Below are 21,100 nucleotides of genomic sequence, written 5' to 3'. Positions count from 1 at the left end.
AGGTTGACAATTAATACCTGAATTTATTTAACTAAACCTAATATTAAGTTAAGCAAGGAAATAATAAGTTGTTCAGTTCGATTAAGAAAAAATGGAACGAGATTCAATTCGAAGCTTCACTAGAAGCAAGAGTCAAACGGGCGAAACTAGTAATTGAAGAGTACGATGGTGTAACTGACGATGACATCGACTATATAAACCAAAAATTCGCCAAATCGATAGTGCTTCGAAATTTAGGAAAAGAGGATCTCGGACAAATAGAATGGGTTACAAATAAAGTCGAACAAGCTAGAAAGGAGCTCGAAAATATGTTCTTACAGGACGGTTACGATAAAGAACTATCTAGAGCTATCTCATTTATTTGTATTGGCTGGGACCAACAAACTTATGAGAAAAACAAGCTAAATAATAATATGACCTTAAACTGTCTGTTAAAAGTACACACGATGTTCAATGGACTATATTCAGAAAAAGACCTACTCAAACGGTAAAAGTGCTTTGTAGTTGAACAACTGGCTTAAAGATAAGTTTGAATCTAAATAAAAAGGATGCCGTTGTCTCCAACAAGCACCCTCTTTACTGTCTACATTAATGTCTACGACGCTTTGTAACTCATTGATTTAAAAGAGATACAAACCGAAAGGCTGGCTTACATCATGCCCGGCATACCGCCGCCCATACCACCCATGCCGCCCATATCAGGCATTGCAGGTGCATCTTTTTGTGGAGCGTCAGTTACCATAGCTTCTGTTGTTAACATTAAACCTGCTACCGATGCCGCAAACTGTAATGCAGAGCGAGTCACTTTAGCTGGGTCTAAAATACCCATTTCTAACATATTGCCGTAAGTGCCATTACCAGCATTGTAACCATAGTTACCTTCACCGTTACGTACTTCATTTAATACTACTGACGCTTCATCACCACAGTTAGATACGATTTGACGAAGTGGTGCTTCCATTGCGCGAAGTGCTACGTTAATACCATGTGTTTGGTCTTCATTAGCACCTTCTAAGTTTTTAATTGCATCAGATACACGAACTAAAGCAACACCACCACCAGCAACTACGCCTTCTTCAACCGCTGCGCGAGTTGCATGTAACGCATCTTCAACACGAGCCTTCTTCTCTTTCATTTCAACTTCAGTTGCTGCACCAACTTTAATTACCGCAACACCGCCAGCTAACTTAGCTAAACGTTCTTGAAGTTTTTCTTTGTCATAATCTGAAGAAGATTCTTCAATTTGACCACGAATTTGACCAACACGTGCTTCAATGTCAGCTTGCTCTCCAATACCGTCGATGATAGTTGTGTTGTCTTTAGAGATCACTACACGTTTCGCCTGACCTAAATCTTCTAATGTTGCTTTTTCAAGCTCCATACCAATTTCTTCAGAAATAACCGTACCGGCAGTTAATGTTGCGATATCTTGTAGCATGGCTTTACGACGGTCACCAAAACCTGGTGCTTTAACTGCAGCTACTTTAACGATGCCACGCATGTTGTTAACAACTAATGTTGCTAACGCTTCACCTTCTACGTCTTCAGCAATAATTAATAACGGCTTACCTGCTTTAGCTACCGCTTCTAACGTCGTTAATAATTCACGGATATTAGAGATTTTTTTATCAACTAATAAAATGAACGGGTTTTCTAATTCAACTGCACCACTTTCCTGATTGTTAATGAAGTATGGTGATAAATAACCACGGTCAAACTGCATACCTTCAACAACGTCTAATTCGTCAGTTAATGCTTGGCCTTCTTCAACGGTGATAACACCTTCAGTGCCAACACGTTCCATTGCAGTAGCAATGATTTTACCAACAGTTTCATCAGAGTTAGCTGAGATAGTACCTACCTGCTCAATCGCTTTGTTATCGGCACATGGCGTTGATAAACCTTTCAATTCTTCAACCGCTGCGATAACCGCTTTGTCGATACCGCGTTTAAGATCCATTGGGTTCATGCCAGCAGCAATTGATTTTAACCCTTCAGTTACAATTGATTGTGCAAGTACTGTCGCAGTTGTTGTACCGTCACCCGCCTCATCATTGGCTTTAGAAGCAACTTCTTTCACCATTTGTGCGCCCATGTTTTCAAACTTGTCTTCAAGTTCGATTTCTTTTGCCACAGAAACACCATCTTTAGTGATTGTTGGGCCACCAAATGATTTGTCTAAAACAACGTTACGGCCTTTAGGGCCTAACGTTACTTTTACTGCATCTGCTAGAATGTTTACACCGTTAAGCATTTTAACGCGTGCGTCATTACCAAATAATACGTCTTTTGCCATTTTAAATTCCTTAAATTTCAGTTTAGATGGAGCTAAGCTCTACATCATCAATAAATTATTTTTGTGTTACTCAACGATAGCTAAAATATCTGATTCACTTAGAATCAAAACTTCTTCACCATCGATTTTTTCAGTCTTAACACCGTAACCTTCATTAAAAATCACTTGGTCACCAACTTTTACGTCTAAAGCACGCACTTCACCGTTTTCTAAAATACGGCCATTGCCAACAGCTACTACTTCACCGCGAGTAGATTTCTCAGCAGCGCTGCCCGTTAAAACAATACCGCCGGCAGATTTTGACTCTACTTCTTTACGTTTGATGATTACGCGATCGTGTAATGGACGAATGCTCATTGATTTCTCTCCTGAGATATAAACTTACTATTAGGGTTTAACAAAATTGTTTGAGTTAGAAATGGGGGTGTTTTATCACTTCACAAGTCCCCCAATAAAATTTTTTAATCTTTTCGCTCATACTCGCCATCAATGGTTTGTCCACGATGGGGTTGAGTGCCAATACTAGGCTCTTTATTAGTAACGCTATCAGGTTTAACACTACGCTCTTCTGGCTGGCCATAAACGGTATGATGATGAAAAGCAAACCCTTGCCCAGCGCCAATACTTGATACGGTTAAGTGGCGTTGTACTGCACCAATTAACAGCGTTCTAAATTGCGGGATAAGTAGCGATAAACCAAAAATATCGGTCACAAAGCCGGGGGTCACCAAAAGTACACCAGCAACTAACAGTAATAAGCCAGCAACAATATCTTCCGAGGGCATTTCTCCCATGGCCATTTTATTTTGTAACGATTGAACGGTGGCCATACCTTGCTGTTTAACATTTTTAGCGCCTAGCCATGCTGTGATAATAACTATTGCAATTGTTGGCCAAACCCCAAGCATTGCACCTACTTGCATTAACACAGCAATTTCAATAATTGGAATAACAATAAATAAGAAAAATAAAATTTTAAACATGCAATACCCAGAAAAAAAGACGGTGAAACTTATATGGGGGTATTCAGGTCTATTTCAAGCAACTGGTATCAGGTAGGTGCTGTTGTTACACTCGTAAAGAGAAAAATAAGCTCACAGTATTTGTGTTAAGTTTCATTTAAGGAAAAGTCATTAATGTACCAAGTCGTTTTATCAACCTGTCCCAATACGCAAGTAGCAGAACAGATTGCATCCGCACTGGTGACTGAGCAATTAGCCGCTTGTGTTAATATCTTGCCGAAGATCAAGTCTATTTATCAGTGGCAAGGTAAAATAGCTTGTGATGATGAAGTGCAGCTGATAATTAAAACAAAAACTGAACACTTTACCGATGTTAGTGATAAAATATCACAATTGCATCCGTATGATACGCCAGAAATCATTGCTTTAGATATAGCACAAGGCAATCACTCTTATTTACAATGGATAGATGAGTCGTTAACCAAATGATAAATAGAAATTTTTTACTCGTATGCTTTGTTTCATTAACTACGTTACTAGCCGCAATACCAAGCACATACGGTCAATCTTCGATTTTTGATACATCTGCTTCCTCTTTATTCAATAATGAAGATGAATTTTTAAAACCGGATCAAGCATTTGTCTTTAATTTTGATCAGCAAAACAACACGTTAATTCTGACGTTTGATATCGCCGATGGTTACTACCTGTACAAAAAACAATTTAAATTTACTGGTGAAAAGATAACGTTCAATCCAGTGTCTTTACCTACTGGAAAAGATCATGAAGATGAGTTTTTTGGTAAACAGCAAATATATGTCGATCAGTTATCGCTTACAGTGCCGCTCAGTTCAGTCGATGAAGAGGGTAAAATTCACGTTCGTTATCAAGGCTGCGCAGAAGCAGGGTTATGCTTTCCGCCAATCATAAAAACAATTGAGTTAAATACTATTCACTCTGGCTCAAACGCTGTGTTATCTGCTTTAAATCTGTCGACTGGGTCAAAGTCTCCTAGTAACAGTTCAGCTATTTCACAACAATCATCAGCAGAAAATAGCGAGCAGCATCAACTTGTTGATTTGCTAAAAGGCAATGATCTGCTGTTCACCCTCATTGCCTTTTTCATTGGCGGATTATTACTGTCTTTCACACCTTGCGTCTTCCCGATGTACCCTATTTTAACCGGTATTATTGTTGGGCAAAAAGATAAGTTATCAACGAAAAAAGCCTTTAGCTTATCTTTTATTTATGTTCAAGGTATGGCCATTACCTATACAATTTTAGGGATTGTTGTGGCACTAGCAGGCGCACAATTTCAAGCTATGTTTCAACACCCATATGTACTAATTACCCTAAGCATTCTGTTTATCTTTTTAGCCTTATCAATGTTTGGCGTCTTTAATTTAGCACTTCCTAATAGCTGGCAGAACAAGCTCAATAATTTAAGCAATAGTCAACAAGGGGGATCATATTTAGGAGTATTATCCATGGGCGCTATTTCTGGCCTTGTTGCTTCTCCTTGCACCACAGCGCCATTAACAGGGGCCTTGCTTTATATCTCACAGTCGGGTGATATTTTACTCGGCGGCTTCGCCCTTTATGCATTGAGTTTAGGCATGGGTTTACCTTTATTAATTTTAGGAAGCTCTGGTGGTAAATTATTACCTAAAGCTGGTAATTGGATGAATGTCATCAAAAACATTTTCGGCCTTTTACTACTCGCGGTGCCTATTTTCTTACTGGAACGTTTAATTCCTGAACTTATCGCGAATATTTTATGGATAACACTATTGCTAACAACCGCTAGCTATTTTTATGTGGTCAACCATGGCTCAAAAGCAAATTTATGGTTTGGTGTGCGTAGCTTAGTGATTTTCTTAATGATGTTTTATGGGGCGATACAAGCTTATCATTTGATCTATCCAAATATGGCTTCCTCTGCTTCACAAGTGCAACATGAAGAAAAATTTATCAAAGTGAAATCGCTTGATGAACTGCACCAATTGGTTAAGCAATCCAATGACAGCAACAAAACCGTCATGGTAGATCTTTATGCCGATTGGTGTATTGCCTGTAAAGAGTTTGAGAAATACACCTTTACCGCACAGAAAGTTAAACAAGCACTAAAAAATACGGTACTCGTTCAAATGGATCTAACCGACATGGGCGATCCTAATTCGCGCGCCATGATGGACCAATATCAAATATTGGGATTACCCTCAATTTTATTCTTTGATCTAAATGGCCAAGAGTTAACTCAACAACGCGTCACAGGATTTATGGGACCAGACGAATTCGCAGAGCACGTCAATCGCCTCTTTAAAGATTAAGTCTTGTTTAGTCGTAGTGAACTAAGCATAGGTTCACTACGACACAATGGTTTGCGCTGTTGTTTTCCAAAAGCCGTCAACCACTTGCTTATCGATAAACTCGAGTAACTCTCTATCTGGAATAGGTTTAGAAAAGTAATAGCCTTGAATAATATCGCAATTACTCTCGGATAAACTTCTTAACTGCGCGCTACTTTCAACGCCTTCAGCAACAACGGTCAAACCTAAATTCTTCACCATAGCGATGGTTGAAGTAATGATCTGATAATCGGCATGGTTTTCTAGCATACCAAAAATAAAACTTTTATCGATTTTGATCACATCAACAGGCATTTTCTTGATATAAGCGAGTGAAGAATACCCCGTACCAAAGTCATCAATAGCAAAGGAAAAGCCTATTTCTTTTAAGTTATTCATCATATCGATGGCGCGATCAATATCTTTTACTAAGGTTTGTTCTGTCAGCTCTAATTCAAAAAGGCGTGCTGGTAAGGCAAACTCTCTTAATAAACCTTGTAAATACCGAGGTAAGTTAACATCAACAAATTGTCCGGCAGATAAGTTAATGGCAATACGGACATTCTTAAGCCCAATAGCCTGTAACTGCTGTACCACTTCAAAACACCGTCTGATCACCCAATAACCAAGTTCTACCATGTGCTCAGAATTTTCCAGAATAGGAATAAAATCATCCGGCGAAATCATACCTTTTTCGGGGTGCTGCCAACGCAATAAGGCTTCAAAGCCATAAATTTTATTGTTTTTCGCCATCACTTGTGGCTGTAAACTAATGCTAAACTGGCCTTTAGCTAACGCTTGTCGCACTTCAGTTTCCATCATCACACGGAACGCAACACGTTGATACATATCCTGATGATAGATATGAAATTGATCGCCACCGTTATCTTTAGCTTCGTACATGGCGATATCCGCCTGACTCACTAATTGCTCTGGTTTGGTCAATTCATCGTTACTAAAAGCAATACCAATACTCGTGGAAACATAAAAAATACTTGAACCAATTTTTATTGGCTCTTTAAAGCGCTCCAAAATTTGCTGAGCAACAGGAATGGTATCTTGCTCACTATTAACATGACTTAATACCACAACAAATTCATCACCACCAAAACGACACGCTAAATCAATGTTGCGCACGCTTAATCGAACGCGTTTAGCTGCTTCAATCAGTAATTTATCACCTTCACCATGACCGTGACTGTCATTAACTTTTTTAAAATCATCGAGATCTAAAAATAATACCGCGACACCATGCTTATAACGCGCAATATTCGCCACGGCTTTTTTTAATTGGTAATTCAACATATTGCGATTAGGTAAACCGGTTAACAAATCATACATCGCAATGTTTTCCAGCTCTTTGGTTTTCTGTTCTACCTCAATATTGAGCTGCTCCAATTCAAAGCTCAATTCTGTTGCAGCATCCGCGACACTATCAAGTTCATCAGCAAACAAGCGACGACGGTTTAGCTGGATCAAACGAAACTTTTCAAACTCTTTGCGTGCCAATAATGGCAAGGCATTAGATAATTTTAATATTCGGTTAGCAAAAGGGTTCGTCACAAAGAAAACCAATATTGCAAGGGTGATAAATATCAGTAAGGCAGAAAGTAAAAACTGTAAACGATGCTGATGATATTCCTCAGCGATAGAGGTCACATCATCGACTAACAACAACAAGTATTGACGCTCTGCCGACACAGATAATGGGATCAAATTAATTAAATAATGCTGCTTGGCAAGCTTTACTTGCAAGCCTTTCTCTTTCACTGAGCTCACTAGATTTTCTGGCGGTATTTGCTGGAATACCTGCTTCATCATTCTGGCATTTGACGCCGAAATAAAAGTAATATCAGACATGATTGCTTGAGCAGAATTTTCAAAACTAACTATAGATATTTCACTGTTAAGCGCTTGATTTATTGAATAAATAATATCAATAAGTGAGATGGTCATTGCCAACACAACGGGCTCCCCGTTGGTCGATAACAGAGGAATTGCCATTAATTGCAAACATTGTTGTGCACAAGTGAGTTGATACCAAGGTTGCTGGTCATTAAATGCAGATTCTGCCGCAAACTTTACATCTTGTTCGAGTTTACTTGATTGATAAAGTAGCTCACCGCTTTGATTGATTAACCAAATATTTTCAACATTATGATTGATTTGCAAGGCATCAAATTGACGATCTAAGGCAGTCACTAACGCCTGCTCACCACCACTACCGTTATGTTGTATCACATCATTAAATGACTCAACCCATAAACCTAATTGCTCTTTCGCGACCTCGCTGTGTATTCTCAATTGCTCTTGCCCCTGAGCAATTTTTTCTATTTGAAAGCGCTTAAATTCTTTATTAAGACGATCAATAGACATTACCGAGATGCCCGCACTTAATAACATTAACGCGCCAACGACTAACAATAATAACTTGTTCGATACGCTGATAAATAACTTGCTCATAAGCTAAAACCAATACATCAATTGCATCGCTAAAATATTCCAGTCTTCTTGGTCATTGCGTTGAGCATCGGGCATAACAATAGGTGTTAAACGCGCAGTACCAGCAATATGATGATACTCCATCTGCAAGCGAAGTGAGGCATTAATATCGTAATATACCCCAAAGGTTAGATCGTTTTGATAGGCAAAATAATGCGGCACTAAACCAAATGATCCGGCAGCTAATTGACTACCATTTTTATCATCTTTATCCACATAAAAACGCTCAGCGCGCGCTAATAAAGACAAATGACTGCTATATTGATATTGCGCCTGAAGATAAGCTCCCTGACCAATCGACTTCTTACTAAATCCATCAAAGTACAGGCCCGTTAACAAAAAGTTTTGTTGAAAGAATTCAGTACTAAATTGCCACTTCTCTCCTTCATATAAAATATTACCGGTATACTGCTGAAAGCTAAAACCTGCATCAGTAAACATATCGGTACTGACATGCTGATAGTTAAAATCAGAATCAAGTAAAGAAAAACCAAATTGCCAAGGTGAAAACTCAGGTTGCCAGTAAATGCTAAATTGCGCATCAAATTCTTGTTCCCCCTTACCTGACACTGAATCGCCCAATAAAAGTTTAGCATCTTTGCGACTTAATGAAGACGCACCATAATTAACATTAATATCGATATCACCAATGTGTTCACCACTATAGCTGATCTTTAATGCCGCACCATCACTCCCCATGGCAATATCTCTAAAGCCATCAAAATAAACAGACTGAGGTAAAATAATACTGGGCCGAGCATGGGGGACATCTCGGGTACTAGAATACAACCAGTTATTATTCTTATAGCGACCAAGATAAAAGTTCACCAGCCAGTGTTCATTTTGAAAGACACTAAAATCAATCAACGCATAATCAATTCTTGCCCCTTCAACAAAACGGTTACCACCATTTAAATAAACTGCCTGCCCGGTTAATCGCACCACATCATTTAATTGATAAGATGCATTGATACCTAACTCGGTTAAATCAGTCGACATCCCTTCATTGTCAGTGACAAAATTGGTGCCATTAACATTGATCAAACCTTGTGATAAAAAGCCATGCGTTTGCCAGCTTTTATTGTTTAATTCTTGGCTGTAGCTAAAGAAACTAAGCAAGGCTCCTAAAAACAAACCGCCCTGTATAAAACTTTTTTTCACTATGTGCTCACTTTGACATTTTAACAACATTGATATGTCCACCTTCACTTACTTTATCCACATAGCCAATTGCGCCAGGAGTAATTCTTACTAATCGTTCTATTTCTTGTTGAGAAGAGATTTTACGTGGTACCACACCTAAACCAGAAAAAGTTAACTTATTCCAGATCCTATCAAGTTTGTACGGAAAAATTTTTAGATATTGAGTTGCAAATTGGATATGTACATCATGCTGACTGGGTAACACAAACACCACAATAGGTGTATCATCAGACCAACGCTGTTGGCGCATGGTAAAGATTCGTCGCAATTGTGTAGTATCAATAGCAGACACGTTGACCGATTGATGAGTAATAACATCTATAGCGAGTACAGGTCTCACCATTACTAACATTACAATCAATAAACAAAACTTAAGAATATGAAAGATAATGATATCCTTATCATTGGTAAACTGAAGCTCACTCAAGCAAGGCCTGAAATAAACTATTCACAATGATAAATAGCTAAGTAATTAAATTTATTGCGAATAGAACCATATTTTCTAGGATAAAGTCTAGTCAAAATCAGCGAAATAACAAATTTTTTACATCATTTGCTCATTAAATCACCCCTAAAAAGAGATTAGACCAGTATTTTGCTGCTAATTTCGGCGAAAACACTATAATATGCGATTAATTTTATAAGTTACTGCAAATATCAGTTCATTATTCCATTCTTACTGAAATTATGTGATGATATTGCTATTAACAAACTTTAACCGGTATTTTAAGAAAGATGGCAGCAAAGTTTAATATTTTAGTGCTTAATGGCCCAAACCTAAATATGTTAGGAAAGCGTGAACCAGAAATTTATGGTGCTTTGTCATTAGCCGAAATAATCAATGAATTAACAACTATTGCAAGCGCACGTGATATTGCATTAACCCATCTGCAATCAAATGCCGAACATGAATTAATTACTAAGATTCACCAATCGTTTGAGCACATCGATTTTATTATTTTTAATCCTGCAGCCTTTACCCATACAAGTATTGCATTAAGAGATGCATTACTGGCCGTTAATATCCCTTTTATTGAATTACATTTATCAAATGTCTATGCCAGAGAAGAGTTTCGACATCACTCATATTTCTCAGACATAGCAAAAGGTGTTATTTGTGGACTTGGCAGCAAAGGTTATCAATACGCATTAGATGCTGCTCAAGATTGGTTAAACAAAAATACGAAGTGATTGAATACCATTTCAGTCACTAAATCACAGTCATCAATAGAGAGTTATAAGGTAATCCCATGGATATTCGTAAAATTAAAAAGCTAATCGAATTAGTTGAAGAATCAGGAATTAACGAATTAGAAATAGCAGAAGGTGAAGAGTCTGTAAGAATCAGCCGTGGTGGTACAGTTGTTAGTGCTCCAGCACCTGCTCTAGCACCGGCACCAGTTGCAGCTCCAGCACCTGTAGCAGAAGCCCCAGCAGTAACGGCTGCAGAGCCTGCAGCCATTGCTGGCCACGTAGTACGTTCGCCAATGGTGGGGACATTTTATTCAGCAGCTTCTCCGGATGCACCTGCATTTGTTGAAGTAGGTCAACATGTTAATGCTGGTGATACGCTTTGTATTTTAGAAGCCATGAAAATGATGAACCAAATCGAAGCCGATAAATCAGGGGTTATCAAAGAAATTTTAGCAAGCAACGAAGATGCTATCGAATTTGATCAACCGCTATTCATCATTGAATAAGCCCAACCAGTAAGGGTAATTTCATGTTAGAAAAAGTCGTTATCGCCAATCGAGGCGAAATTGCACTGAGAATTCTCCGTGCATGTAAAGAATTAGGCATCAAAACAGTTGCAGTTCATTCAACAGCTGATCGCAATCTAAAACACGTATTGCTAGCAGATGAAACCATTTGTATTGGTAAAGCTCCAGCTACTGATAGTTATTTAGATATTCCTAGTATCATCACTGCTGCCGAAGTCACTAATGCTGTTGCTATTCATCCTGGCTATGGCTTTTTAGCAGAAAACGCAGACTTTGCCGAGCAGGTTGAACAATCAGGTTTTGCCTTTATCGGTCCCAAAGCAGAAAGCATTCGTTTAATGGGTGACAAAGTGTCAGCGATTAAGGCGATGAAAGCTGCTGGTGTACCTTGTGTGCCTGGCTCTGATGGGCCATTAACAAGTGATGATGAACTAAACCTTGCCCACGGTAAGCGTATTGGTTACCCCGTCATCATCAAAGCTTCAGGCGGCGGCGGTGGTCGTGGTATGCGTGTTGTGCGTGAAGAAAGCGAATTATTAGAAGCGATTCAATTAACAAAATCCGAAGCACGAGCCGCTTTTAACAATGACATGGTTTATATGGAAAAATTCCTTGAAAACCCTCGTCATGTTGAAATCCAAGTGATGGCGGATGGTCAAGGTGGCGCCATTCATTTAGGTGAACGTGACTGTTCAATGCAACGTCGTCATCAAAAAGTAGTTGAAGAAGCGCCAGCACCAGGTATCACCCCTGAAATGCGTGCTAAAATTGGTCAGCGCTGTTGTAATGCTTGTATTGAGATTGACTACCGTGGTGCAGGTACTTTTGAGTTCTTATATGAAAATGGTGAGTTTTATTTCATTGAGATGAACACTCGTATTCAAGTAGAGCATCCGGTAACAGAAATGGTAACGGGTGTTGACTTGATCAAAGAGCAACTTCGCGTTGCCGCTGGACAACCATTATCATATAAACAAGAAGATATTAAAGTGGCCGGTCACGCAATTGAGTGCCGTATTAATGCGGAAGACCCACGCACGTTCATCCCTTCTCCAGGTAAAATTACTCGTTTCCACCCACCAGGTGGTATGGGTGTACGTTGGGATTCTCATATCTATGCCGATTATTCAGTACCTCCTCATTATGACTCAATGATTGGAAAATTAATCACTTACGGTGATAATCGCGATGTCGCTATCGCTCGTATGCGTAATGCATTAAAAGAGTTAGTCATAGATGGTATTAAAACCAATATTGCATTACACCAAGACATTTTAACCGATCAAGGTTTTGTCAATGGTGGTGCGAATATTCATTATCTAGAGAAGAAACTTTCTGATACTGAATAATTGACACATGTTATATAAAGCCCTGCAATGCAGGGCTTTTTTATGTGCTTAATTTTATCTAGGTGTGGTGACATCAACTATAACCCGAGTGATAGCCAGCAAAGATAAAAAAAGGTAAAATAAGACGCAGTTTAAGAGATTGTACTCAGCAAAAGATCAGGTAGTAATGATGAATGAAGTAGATGAAAAACCGCAACCACCAGCTGACGGTGAATGCTGTGACAGTGCCTGTGATCCCTGTGTATGGGATCATTATTACGCTGAGTTAAAAGCTTGGCGTTTGAGACAGGTGAAACTCAAAGAACAAGCAGAAAAGCCAACAACTGAGCAATAAAAAAAGCCGAGTACAGCTCGGCTTTTAATCACTCTCATCTGAGCTGAACCTAAAAAGTCATTGACTTAATCACACATAGCGATGATCGCATCAACCAGTTTATTAATGCCCGACGAAGCTTCTACCAAAGACATTGCCAGCATATAAGCAGGTGTTGTTACTAATTTACGCTGCTTATCAATCACAACGTCATTCACTTCACAATTAATATGATTCAAGCCCATCGCTTCCAATTGAGCAGCAACGCCTTGGTCTTTACCTATTGTTGCAGATGCTCCCTTGCCATAAACAAAGCTAATTAGCGTTGGGGCTATACACATATACCCAGCCGGCTTGTTTGCCTGTTTAAATTGCTGGCACGCCGTTAATACTTGCTCATTGATCTGACAATTTTCACCATGAATAGCAAAGTCACATAAATTTTTTGCAGCGCCAAAGCCACCGGGAACAATTAAGGCATCAAACTCATCCGCATTTAATTGCTCAACATCTTCTATATCACCACGAGCGATACGTGCTGATTCTTCCAAGACATTTCGGCTTTCACTGGTCATGACCTCACCATTGAGATGATTAATCACATGATGTTGCTCTATATTCGGCGCAAAACAGCGATAGCTCGCCCCTTTCTGCTCAATAGCTAAAAGCGTTAATACCGATTCATGAATTTCACTGCCATCATAAACACCACTGCCAGATAATATAATTGCGATTTTCTTCATTAAACTTCCTCTGCTTGTTTCTGTTTACGGCTAAATTTACCCAATATCTGAGACAATAATACCACAATGATCGAGCACCACATTAACAAGGCAAAGGGCAAGGCAGTATCATTATGAAAATAGGCTAATATCGGACCGGCTAATGCACCGATACCAAAACGCAGCGTACCGATCACCGCCGTCGCCGTACCAGATTCATTAGGAAACTCTTGTAATACTAGCGCATCAGTATTTACCGCTATCATTGAAATACTGCCCATTAACGGTAATAACGTCACTATGGTAAAAATTAACGGTAGTTGCCAATAATTAACTAACACAAGCCCGGAAGAAGCCAACAAAGCAACAATGAGCCCATAACTTAGCATCACTCTTGAACCTTTGCGCACCACTAAGCGTGTATTAATAAAATGTGCACTCATCAACCCTAGTACATTCATACCAAACAGCATACTAAACGCAAACTCCGATACCTGATACACCGTTAAGTAAACAAATGAAATAGACGTGATAAAAGCAAAAAATGCCAGTGACACCACCATAGAAGAGATCAAATCGAGACGAGCACTGTGATGGGATAACACAATCTGATATCGTCTAATAAAACTGGTATGCTGTTGTTCAGTATCACGTTTTGCTTCGGGCAAATACCAAGCAACAAAACATAAAACCACTACGCTGTATGCAGCTAAAACAAAGAAAATAGCCTGCCAGCTATGCAAAAGCAAAACACTACCAATCGTGGGGGCAATCATAGGTGCCAACATCATGATCATCGAGACATACGAAAAGCCTTTCGCTGTATTTTTGCCATAGCGTTCTCGGATGGTGCCAGGCACAACCACAGTGGCGGCGCTGCTAATAAATGCCTGCATAAATCGCAAACCAATAAACTGCTCTATCGTGCTTGAAAATGGTAAACAAAAGCTGATCACGGCAAAACCCGATAACCCTATTATCACCAGTTTTCGTCGGCTATATTTATCAGAAAGAGGACCAAAAAATAATAAGCCTAGTGCATAGCCCAACAAGTAAACACTTAAGCTATTTTGCACACTCGGTATATTGGTATTAAATTGTTCTGCCAACAACGGCATCGCTGGCAAATACATATCAATTGCTAACGGTGATACCGCAATCACTGATGCCAGCAATGGCAGCAACACGGTCACCGAAATCAAATGCGGCTCATGCGTTGTTAAAGATGTTTTTTCCTTACTCATCTATTATCGGTCACCCTTTGGGTATTGATGTACTAATTGACCAAGCGTCTGAATAGCCTTCTCGATGGCCTCACTCCATTTCTCACCATAACTGATGCGCATATAGTTTTTATGTTTTCCAGCTGGTGAAAATATTTCGCCCGGCGAGAAGCTGATGCCCTTTTCGATCGCTTGAAAGAAAAGTTTACTGGTATCGACATGGGAACGACAGCGGATCCACAGCACACTGCCCCCTTTAGGTTGAGAAATACATACCTCACTTGGGAAGTGTTCTGCGATTAAAGCACGCATTCGTTCACAATTGTAACGTAGGGTTTTACGTAATACTTGCAAGTGGCGATCATACTCACCACTTAATAAATAATCCGTCAAAGTCCATTGCTGAAGCATTGCGGTTGAACATGACATCGCACGTTTTATACGTTTCGCTGCTTCTTCAAACTTACCAGGGATCAACCAACCAACGCGATAGCCTGGTGCTGCCGTTTTGGAAAACGATGAACACGTCATGACCAGCCCTTTTTCCGAATATAACTGCGCAGGAATAGGACGTTGCTCACTGTAATAAAGATCACTATAAACCTCATCTTCAATGAGCGGGATATCCCTTGACTCCAGCAGCTTCACTAACCTTTGTCGCTGTTCGTTATTCATCATTGACCCGAGCGGGTTGTTGATGGCGGTGGAAAAAAGGCACGCCTGTACTGGGTGCTGGTCTAATACCTGTTCAAGAGAATCAACACAAACCCCTTGCTCTGTACAAGTGTATACTTCAAGTGCTTTCATGCCTTGACTTTCAATCAACTCAATCAAGCCAAAATAACAAGGTGACTCTACTGCAATAATATCACCAGGTTTTGCTACACATTGCAGCGCAATCGCAATAGCTTCTTGTGCACCATTGGTGATCACCATGTCCTGATGATCGACAGCCACCCCTTGTTCTTGGTAACGTAACGCTAAGGTTAAACGCAATTTTGCATCACCATTGACTGGACCGTAACTTACCGCTTTTTCTGATACTTTCGTTAACACTGACCGCATCAACCTTGCCAACGCTTTATCCGGTGGATGTGCATTCACGGGATTAGAAATCCCCAAAGCAACAGTATCCGGAATGTGTATTGCGTCATACACCTGTTCAATCAGGCTACGACATGACACTTCAACCGGTTGACAACACGCCCATTTACTTGGCATCGGCAACAAGGTTCTCGCTTGTTTTGCCTTTAAATAATAGCCCGATTGTGGGCGTGCACAAATCATTCCCTGACGCTCTAACTCAATATATGCTTGCTTCACCGTTGGCACACTAATGTCGAACTGTTTACTCAGTTTTCTTAAACTGGGTAGCTTATCACCGGGCTTTAATGCACCACTTTTTTCTTGTCGTTCAATAAAATCAATGACTTGTTGATATAAAAACTCAGGTGCCGACTTATCTAATAATCGCATAAAACTGTATAGGTTTCATTTTCATTTTTCTGTGTATGTTATTACAACAAAATTTCGATACACTGTCCATCATCAACCACACATCACTTGATGTTTGTTTATTCTGACCATAAGGAGATTGCACAATGACTTTTACTTACATCATAAAACAACTTATCCACCAATGGATTAAAGCCATGGCAAAAAGCCAGATGGCGCAACAACTTGTGGCACAAGAAACTCCTAACATTGCATTAACTGAGCAAGCAAACAATTGCGCTTCCTGCTGTAAATAAGGTAAACCTTAATGAACAATTTTCTGCTCTATATGTTGACTGTGCTAATTTGGGGCTCCACTTGGATAGCCATCAATTATCAATTAGGCGAAGTCAGTAATGAAGCATCACTAAGCTATCGCTTTGGTCTTGCTGCACTTGTGCTCTTTGCCTACTGCAAACTGAAAAAGCACTCGCTAAGCTTTCAGCTAAAACATCATGGGCAGTTTTTCTTTTTTGGCTTGACTTTATTCAGTGCAAATTACTTTTTCCTTTACAGCGGACAACAATATATTAACTCCGCACTGACTTGCATCGCTTTTTCGTTGATTTTATTTGCCAATATTATCAATGCAAAAATTTGGTATAACACCCGTATTTCTAAGCGGGTATACCTAGGTGGCTTTATCGGTATTAGCGGTATCACTACCTTGTTTTGGCCAGAAATTTACCTGACAGAATTTGGCGATCAAGTGCTTTTAGGTTTGTTGTTATGTGTGATAGGTACTCTGTTTGCGTCAACCGGTAACATGTTGTCAATTGGTCATCAACGTAAGCAACTTCCCCTTTTACCAACCACCGCTTGGGGCATGTTCTATGGAGCATCTTTCATGGCGCTGGTCAATGTACTACAAGGGAAAAGTTTTGGCTTTGACATGTCCTTACCCTATGTATCGTCCCTGCTTTATTTATCTATTTTTGGCTCAGTGATCGCCTTTAGTTGCTATTTAACGTTACTTAATAATATTGGCGCCCATAAAGCATCTTACAGCTCGATTATGTTTCCAGCAGTGGCTGTGATTATTTCCACTTTTGTTGAGGACTTTCAATGGAGCGGCTACACCATAATCGGCTTTTTGCTGATCGTTATCGGTAATATTATTGTCTTAACACCAACAAAGGTATGGTATCGCTTTTATCGTAATCCCCCTCAACCAAGCTCATTTTCAACATAAAGTAATTTCCTTCTGTGGCATTGCACATTAGAGCCGTGCAAATTGCACAACGGCTTGAGGATACCTTCCCCTCAAGCCGTTTTTTTTTATTGCTAGCTACCTATAGGAGAACCAGGTGGTAAGCTAATGTTCGATGCAGGGGGCATAAGTTCATTATGAGTTAAACCATAGCGTATTTGCTGCGCCAATAAGGCAAAATGCGCCCGATATGATTGATATTGTCGCGACGAGGATTTTTTAGTTAACCACTTTTCCAAAGCAGTTAACGTCACAAAAACTTCTGCTCGAACTTCACTCACTACCCCTTGCTCTTGCCACAGCGCAAGTAACTGCTCTATCACCTGCTGATTAACCCGTTGTTGTACCAATGAAGCAAGCCCAGACTGACTCGGTAAGTGGATGGTCTGATCAATTAACTGCTCAAATAATTGCCCTACTGACAAAATATTTTCATCACGCACCGCTTGTTGCTGCAATCGTGCTAAGCGCGCACTATTTAACAATAAAGTGAGGGTATGTTTTGCACTGGCTTGCGCCGCGGACACAGGATCAAACGTTAACCCAGTTTGGCTGGTGAAACTTTCGCGATCACGTTGATAGCCATAAGCTTTTGGCGGGATCAAGTTGATAATATGCTCCGGCAAGGTCAAAGTATCACTTGCTAACGTATCCAGTAACGCCGCAAAAGCTTGCTGTTGTCGTTCACCACTTACCGGCTGTAAAGAGTTAGTGAACGCCTGCTCACGCACTTGGTATTGATAATCAACACCCGCTATTAATTTAACCGCAGCTTCAACCTGATAACGATGAAAATTATAAATTGGCACAAGCACTCGCTCTAATTCTGACAACGGGGTATCCACCGGAATACTGGTAATGCCAAAATCAGCCAAGGCTTTGGCACGAACGGCTAAGACTCGTTGTAACTCTTGTGCAGCATTCGCTCCATTATCCCACAAATGACCGCTAACATGTGCGCCTGAACGCGGCCTTGCATCGGCATCTGACATATACAACAAGCCTTTATTTTGCGCTGCTTTAATGGTTTGCGCTAAATATTGGGGTTCATCAGAGCGAACGTCAGCATAACCATAAGCAATCACATGCTTATCCCAAACACCAATTTTATCGTCATATGCTTGCGATAAGTCTATTTCACCATTTGTTAACGTGATCAAAGGGTGCGGATAATCCATCACTGAGGCACGATTATTCACACTGGCTGCAAAGTTATGGGCAATACCCAATGTATGACCAACTTCATGCGCTGCTAATTGACGAATACGGGCTAACGCCATTTCTTTCATCTCACTGGTATCGGTTTGCTTAGAGGTAAACGGAGAAGTTAGCCCTAATGCGATAAGATAGTCTTGTCTGACCCTAAGCGAACCTAAGGTCACGTGGCCTTTAATAATTTCACCAGTGCGAGGATCAATCACAGATGCGCCATACGACCAACCTCGAGTTGCACGATGAACCCACTGGATCACGTTATAGCGTACATCCATAGGATCAGCATCTTCAGGTAACATTTTCACTTGGAAAGCATTTTTATAACCAATCGCAGCAAAGGCTTGATCCCACCATTTAGCACCATCAAGTAACGCACTGCGTACAGGCTCAGGCACACCGGCATCTAAGTAATAAACAATAGGCTCTACTGCTTCACTTATTTTTGCACTAGGATTTTTCTTGGCTAAACGATGACGTGGGATCACTCGTTTAACGAGAGGTTCATCAATGGCACTGGCATAATCGGCAAAACTGATCGCCCAAAAACCGCTGTAAGGGTGAAAAGCACGACTTTGATATTTATCATCTGGCAACTTGATCAATGAATGATGCAAATTAACCGTTACCGCATGAGAGTCAGGCGTCACTGAGCGCAAATATTTACCGGCACCACTGCCTTTATAAGTCACCCGTGCTTCTAATTCGGTATTTTCAGGAAATGCTTTACTGCGTTTGGCATACAAACCACTGCGACTGCTATCAATACTAAAGCTGCCTTGCTTTCTTTGCTTTAATTTTTCACTGATATTATGAATATCTGATAACAAGAACGGGGTATAATCAACCAAAACAGACTGACCATCATCACTTGTTTGAGCAACGTTAAAGCCCCAAATTATAGAGCTGGCAAATGCTTGCTCGACCGCTTGCTGTTCTAACTTGTTTTTACTGTTGGCGCGGTAATAACTATTTTTCTGTCGCAAAAATACTTTATTTCCCACCCGTTCAAACTGGACTAGGCGTGTATCGCCTAATTGGCCACGATCTAGCCCGATATCATTAGAGCCAATTCCTTGCGGTAATGAACTTTGAAATAAAAACTCTTGCTCAAACTTATCGATGACTAAATAGACCTTACCGCTAGTATCATCCAAGTAAAATGAAAAATAGCCTTGATGATGAGTTTTCCCTTCCACAAACTCTGTATAATTGGCTGACACCGACAATGAAAAAATACTACATACGAGTAATAAAAGTATATTTTTAACTAAGTGCATTGATATCCCTTTTAATTTTAAAAAATCAGTTAAATTTATAGCATTTACGCTACAGAAAACCGTTCATTTATTGTTATAATTAGCGTGAAAGTTAGGGTGTAATATTTCAATTTTACTAATTGAATCTTTATTATTGGTTAAATTATCAGTAATTTTAACGCGCCAGTTTAATGTTAGTTGAACAAAAAGTGACTAAAAAAAGCCCAACAAATATAATATACAATTTACTCAAACACGAGTATTTCACTCAAAATTAGGTAAAACAATGCAACGACTTGCCCCAGCTCTACGTGAAGATAACGTACCTTTAGATTTAATTTCTCTGATCAAAACTATCTTAGCAGCCACCAAAGAGATTTCTTTTCGTGTCAGTCAGGCACACTTAGGGGGCTTAATGGGCTCTACCTTAGATGAAAATATTCAGGGTGAAGTGCAAAAGAAGTTAGATGTTGTGGCAAATGAATTATTTAAAGATATTTTATTAGAATCAGGGTTTGTTAAAGCCATTTCTTCAGAAGAAGAAGATACCTCTGTTGCTGGTGAGCCAAAAGGAAAATTTATCGTTTCATTTGACCCGCTAGATGGCAGCTCAAACATTGATATCAACTCACTCATAGGTACAATTTTTTCAATCCATGAATCTCGCCCAGAGTTGGCTGCTGACGACCCTGATCAATTTAAGCAAGCGGGTCACAAACAAGTATGTGCCGGTTATGTGCTTTATGGTCCATCCACCATGCTAGTGATGACTACAGGTCAAGGAACACATTTTTATGTCTTAGATCGTACCCATGGCGGTTATCTATTGGTGCAACGAAATGTGCAAATCCCTCAGGATACACAAGAATTTGCCATTAATATGTCGAATCAACGCTTTTGGCAACAACCCATGCAAAATTATATTAACGACCTAGTGGCCGGTGATACAGGACCACGAGGTAAAAACTTCAACATGCGTTGGATTGCAGCTATGGTAGGCGATATTCACCGCGTATTGACTCGAGGCGGCATATTTACCTATCCTGCTGATAACAAAAACCCGAATAAACCCTATAAGTTACGTTTAATGTATGAAGCTAATCCGATGAGCTTTTTGGTTGAGCAAGCCGGTGGCCTAGCGATGACCTCTCAAGGGCGCATTATGGAGATTGATCCATCAGATATTCACCAACGTGTAGAGGTGATCATGGGCTCGAAAAACGAAGTGACAAAATGTTTAAGTTATTATCAGTAACCTCATAACTGCATGAGCGCATTACCAAATA

General features: G+C 39.9%; 20 protein-coding genes. 10 read left to right on the top strand and 10 right to left on the bottom strand.

What is annotated here, in order from left to right:
* Nucleotides 1-68 precede the first annotated feature (68 nt).
* Nucleotides 69-491: a hypothetical protein gene (locus IV514_RS02155; RefSeq protein WP_206483263.1), complete on the top strand. Its 423-nt coding sequence runs from the start codon at nt 69-71 to the stop codon at nt 489-491.
* 158 nt (nt 492-649) lie between these two features.
* Here IV514_RS02155 and groL read toward each other — a convergent pair whose 3' ends face one another.
* The 3 genes from groL to IV514_RS02140 all read right to left on the bottom strand — a co-directional run bounded on the left by groL (nt 650) and on the right by IV514_RS02140 (nt 3,279).
* Nucleotides 650-2,296, bottom strand: coding sequence for a chaperonin GroEL (gene groL / locus IV514_RS02150; RefSeq protein WP_206483262.1), 1,647 nt, complete (start codon nt 2,294-2,296; stop codon nt 650-652).
* Between the two features lie 66 nt (nt 2,297-2,362).
* The gene (locus IV514_RS02145) at nt 2,363-2,653 is read right to left on the bottom strand and encodes a co-chaperone GroES (RefSeq protein WP_206483261.1); all 291 of its coding nucleotides are present in this window, start codon (nt 2,651-2,653) and stop codon (nt 2,363-2,365) included.
* 104 nt (nt 2,654-2,757) lie between these two features.
* Complete coding sequence (locus IV514_RS02140; RefSeq protein ID WP_206483260.1) at nt 2,758-3,279, bottom strand: FxsA family protein; 522 nt, start codon at nt 3,277-3,279, stop codon at nt 2,758-2,760.
* 153 nt (nt 3,280-3,432) lie between these two features.
* On the opposite strand from IV514_RS02140, the gene cutA reads away from it, so the two are divergent.
* Together cutA and IV514_RS02130 are read left to right on the top strand one after the other, a co-directional pair.
* A complete protein-coding gene (cutA, locus tag IV514_RS02135; RefSeq protein WP_206483259.1) occupies nt 3,433-3,747 on the top strand; it encodes a divalent-cation tolerance protein CutA in 315 nt (104 codons plus the stop codon).
* Complete coding sequence (locus IV514_RS02130) at nt 3,744-5,588, top strand: protein-disulfide reductase DsbD (protein WP_206483258.1); 1,845 nt, start codon at nt 3,744-3,746, stop codon at nt 5,586-5,588. The genes cutA and IV514_RS02130 overlap by 4 nt, the downstream gene beginning before the upstream one ends.
* Nucleotides 5,589-5,624: 36 nt before the next feature.
* Here IV514_RS02130 and IV514_RS02125 read toward each other — a convergent pair whose 3' ends face one another.
* From IV514_RS02125 to IV514_RS02115, 3 genes are read right to left on the bottom strand one after another with little or no spacing between them, the layout of a single operon-like run.
* Nucleotides 5,625-8,069, bottom strand: a complete 2,445-nt coding sequence (locus tag IV514_RS02125) for an EAL domain-containing protein (protein WP_206483257.1) — start codon at nt 8,067-8,069, stop codon at nt 5,625-5,627.
* A gap of 3 nt (nt 8,070-8,072) precedes the next feature.
* Nucleotides 8,073-9,269, bottom strand: a complete 1,197-nt coding sequence (locus tag IV514_RS02120; RefSeq protein ID WP_206483256.1) for a hypothetical protein — start codon at nt 9,267-9,269, stop codon at nt 8,073-8,075.
* A 7-nt stretch (nt 9,270-9,276) separates the two neighbouring features.
* Nucleotides 9,277-9,654: a hypothetical protein gene (locus IV514_RS02115; RefSeq protein WP_206483255.1), complete on the bottom strand. Its 378-nt coding sequence runs from the start codon at nt 9,652-9,654 to the stop codon at nt 9,277-9,279.
* Nucleotides 9,655-10,046: 392 nt separating this feature from the next.
* Here IV514_RS02115 and aroQ point away from each other — a divergent pair, with 392 nt between their 5' ends.
* From aroQ to IV514_RS02095, 4 genes are all read left to right on the top strand, one after another.
* On the top strand, nt 10,047-10,502 hold the full coding sequence (gene aroQ, locus IV514_RS02110) for a type II 3-dehydroquinate dehydratase (RefSeq protein ID WP_206483254.1): 456 nt from the start codon (nt 10,047-10,049) through the stop codon (nt 10,500-10,502).
* A 59-nt stretch (nt 10,503-10,561) separates the two neighbouring features.
* Nucleotides 10,562-11,011: an acetyl-CoA carboxylase biotin carboxyl carrier protein gene (accB, locus tag IV514_RS02105; protein ID WP_206483253.1), complete on the top strand. Its 450-nt coding sequence runs from the start codon at nt 10,562-10,564 to the stop codon at nt 11,009-11,011.
* A 23-nt stretch (nt 11,012-11,034) separates the two neighbouring features.
* Nucleotides 11,035-12,381, top strand: a complete 1,347-nt coding sequence (accC, locus tag IV514_RS02100) for an acetyl-CoA carboxylase biotin carboxylase subunit (RefSeq protein WP_206483252.1) — start codon at nt 11,035-11,037, stop codon at nt 12,379-12,381.
* A 166-nt stretch (nt 12,382-12,547) separates the two neighbouring features.
* On the top strand, nt 12,548-12,715 hold the full coding sequence (locus tag IV514_RS02095) for an oxidoreductase-like domain-containing protein (protein ID WP_346776886.1): 168 nt from the start codon (nt 12,548-12,550) through the stop codon (nt 12,713-12,715).
* 65 nt (nt 12,716-12,780) lie between these two features.
* Here IV514_RS02095 and elbB read toward each other — a convergent pair whose 3' ends face one another.
* Genes elbB through IV514_RS02080 form a run of 3 tightly spaced genes read right to left on the bottom strand, consistent with a single transcriptional unit; the run spans nt 12,781 to nt 16,115 of the window.
* Nucleotides 12,781-13,437 carry an isoprenoid biosynthesis glyoxalase ElbB gene (elbB, locus tag IV514_RS02090; RefSeq protein WP_206483251.1) on the bottom strand — a complete coding sequence of 219 codons (657 nt, stop codon included), beginning with the start codon at nt 13,435-13,437 and terminating at the stop codon, nt 12,781-12,783.
* Complete coding sequence (locus tag IV514_RS02085; RefSeq protein WP_206483250.1) at nt 13,437-14,660, bottom strand: multidrug effflux MFS transporter; 1,224 nt, start codon at nt 14,658-14,660, stop codon at nt 13,437-13,439. Before IV514_RS02085 ends, elbB begins: the two co-directional genes overlap by 1 nt.
* A 3-nt stretch (nt 14,661-14,663) precedes the next feature.
* Nucleotides 14,664-16,115 (bottom strand): PLP-dependent aminotransferase family protein, encoded by a 1,452-nt coding sequence (locus IV514_RS02080; RefSeq protein ID WP_206483249.1) that lies wholly within the window; start codon nt 16,113-16,115, stop codon nt 14,664-14,666.
* A 125-nt stretch (nt 16,116-16,240) separates the two neighbouring features.
* On the opposite strand from IV514_RS02080, the gene IV514_RS02075 reads away from it, so the two are divergent.
* Both IV514_RS02075 and IV514_RS02070 read left to right on the top strand, forming a co-directional pair.
* The gene (locus IV514_RS02075; protein WP_206483248.1) at nt 16,241-16,390 is read left to right on the top strand and encodes a hypothetical protein; all 150 of its coding nucleotides are present in this window, start codon (nt 16,241-16,243) and stop codon (nt 16,388-16,390) included.
* Nucleotides 16,391-16,401: 11 nt separating this feature from the next.
* Nucleotides 16,402-17,325, top strand: a complete 924-nt coding sequence (locus IV514_RS02070) for a DMT family transporter (RefSeq protein ID WP_206483247.1) — start codon at nt 16,402-16,404, stop codon at nt 17,323-17,325.
* Between the two features lie 92 nt (nt 17,326-17,417).
* Here IV514_RS02070 and IV514_RS02065 read toward each other — a convergent pair whose 3' ends face one another.
* Entirely contained in the window at nt 17,418-19,835 is a 2,418-nt protein-coding gene (locus IV514_RS02065) for a zinc-dependent metalloprotease (RefSeq protein ID WP_206483246.1), read from the bottom strand.
* A 265-nt stretch (nt 19,836-20,100) separates the two neighbouring features.
* Between IV514_RS02065 and IV514_RS02060 the strand changes: the two genes are divergently transcribed.
* On the top strand, nt 20,101-21,069 hold the full coding sequence (locus IV514_RS02060; RefSeq protein WP_206483245.1) for a class 1 fructose-bisphosphatase: 969 nt from the start codon (nt 20,101-20,103) through the stop codon (nt 21,067-21,069).
* Nucleotides 21,070-21,100 lie beyond the last annotated feature (31 nt).

Source organism: Thalassotalea sp. G2M2-11 (assembly GCF_017168195.1).
In the GTDB taxonomy this organism is placed as follows: domain Bacteria; phylum Pseudomonadota; class Gammaproteobacteria; order Enterobacterales; family Alteromonadaceae; genus Thalassotalea_E.
Note: the sequence above shows the minus strand (reverse complement) of the source record. Positions and strands in the feature narration are given on the sequence as shown.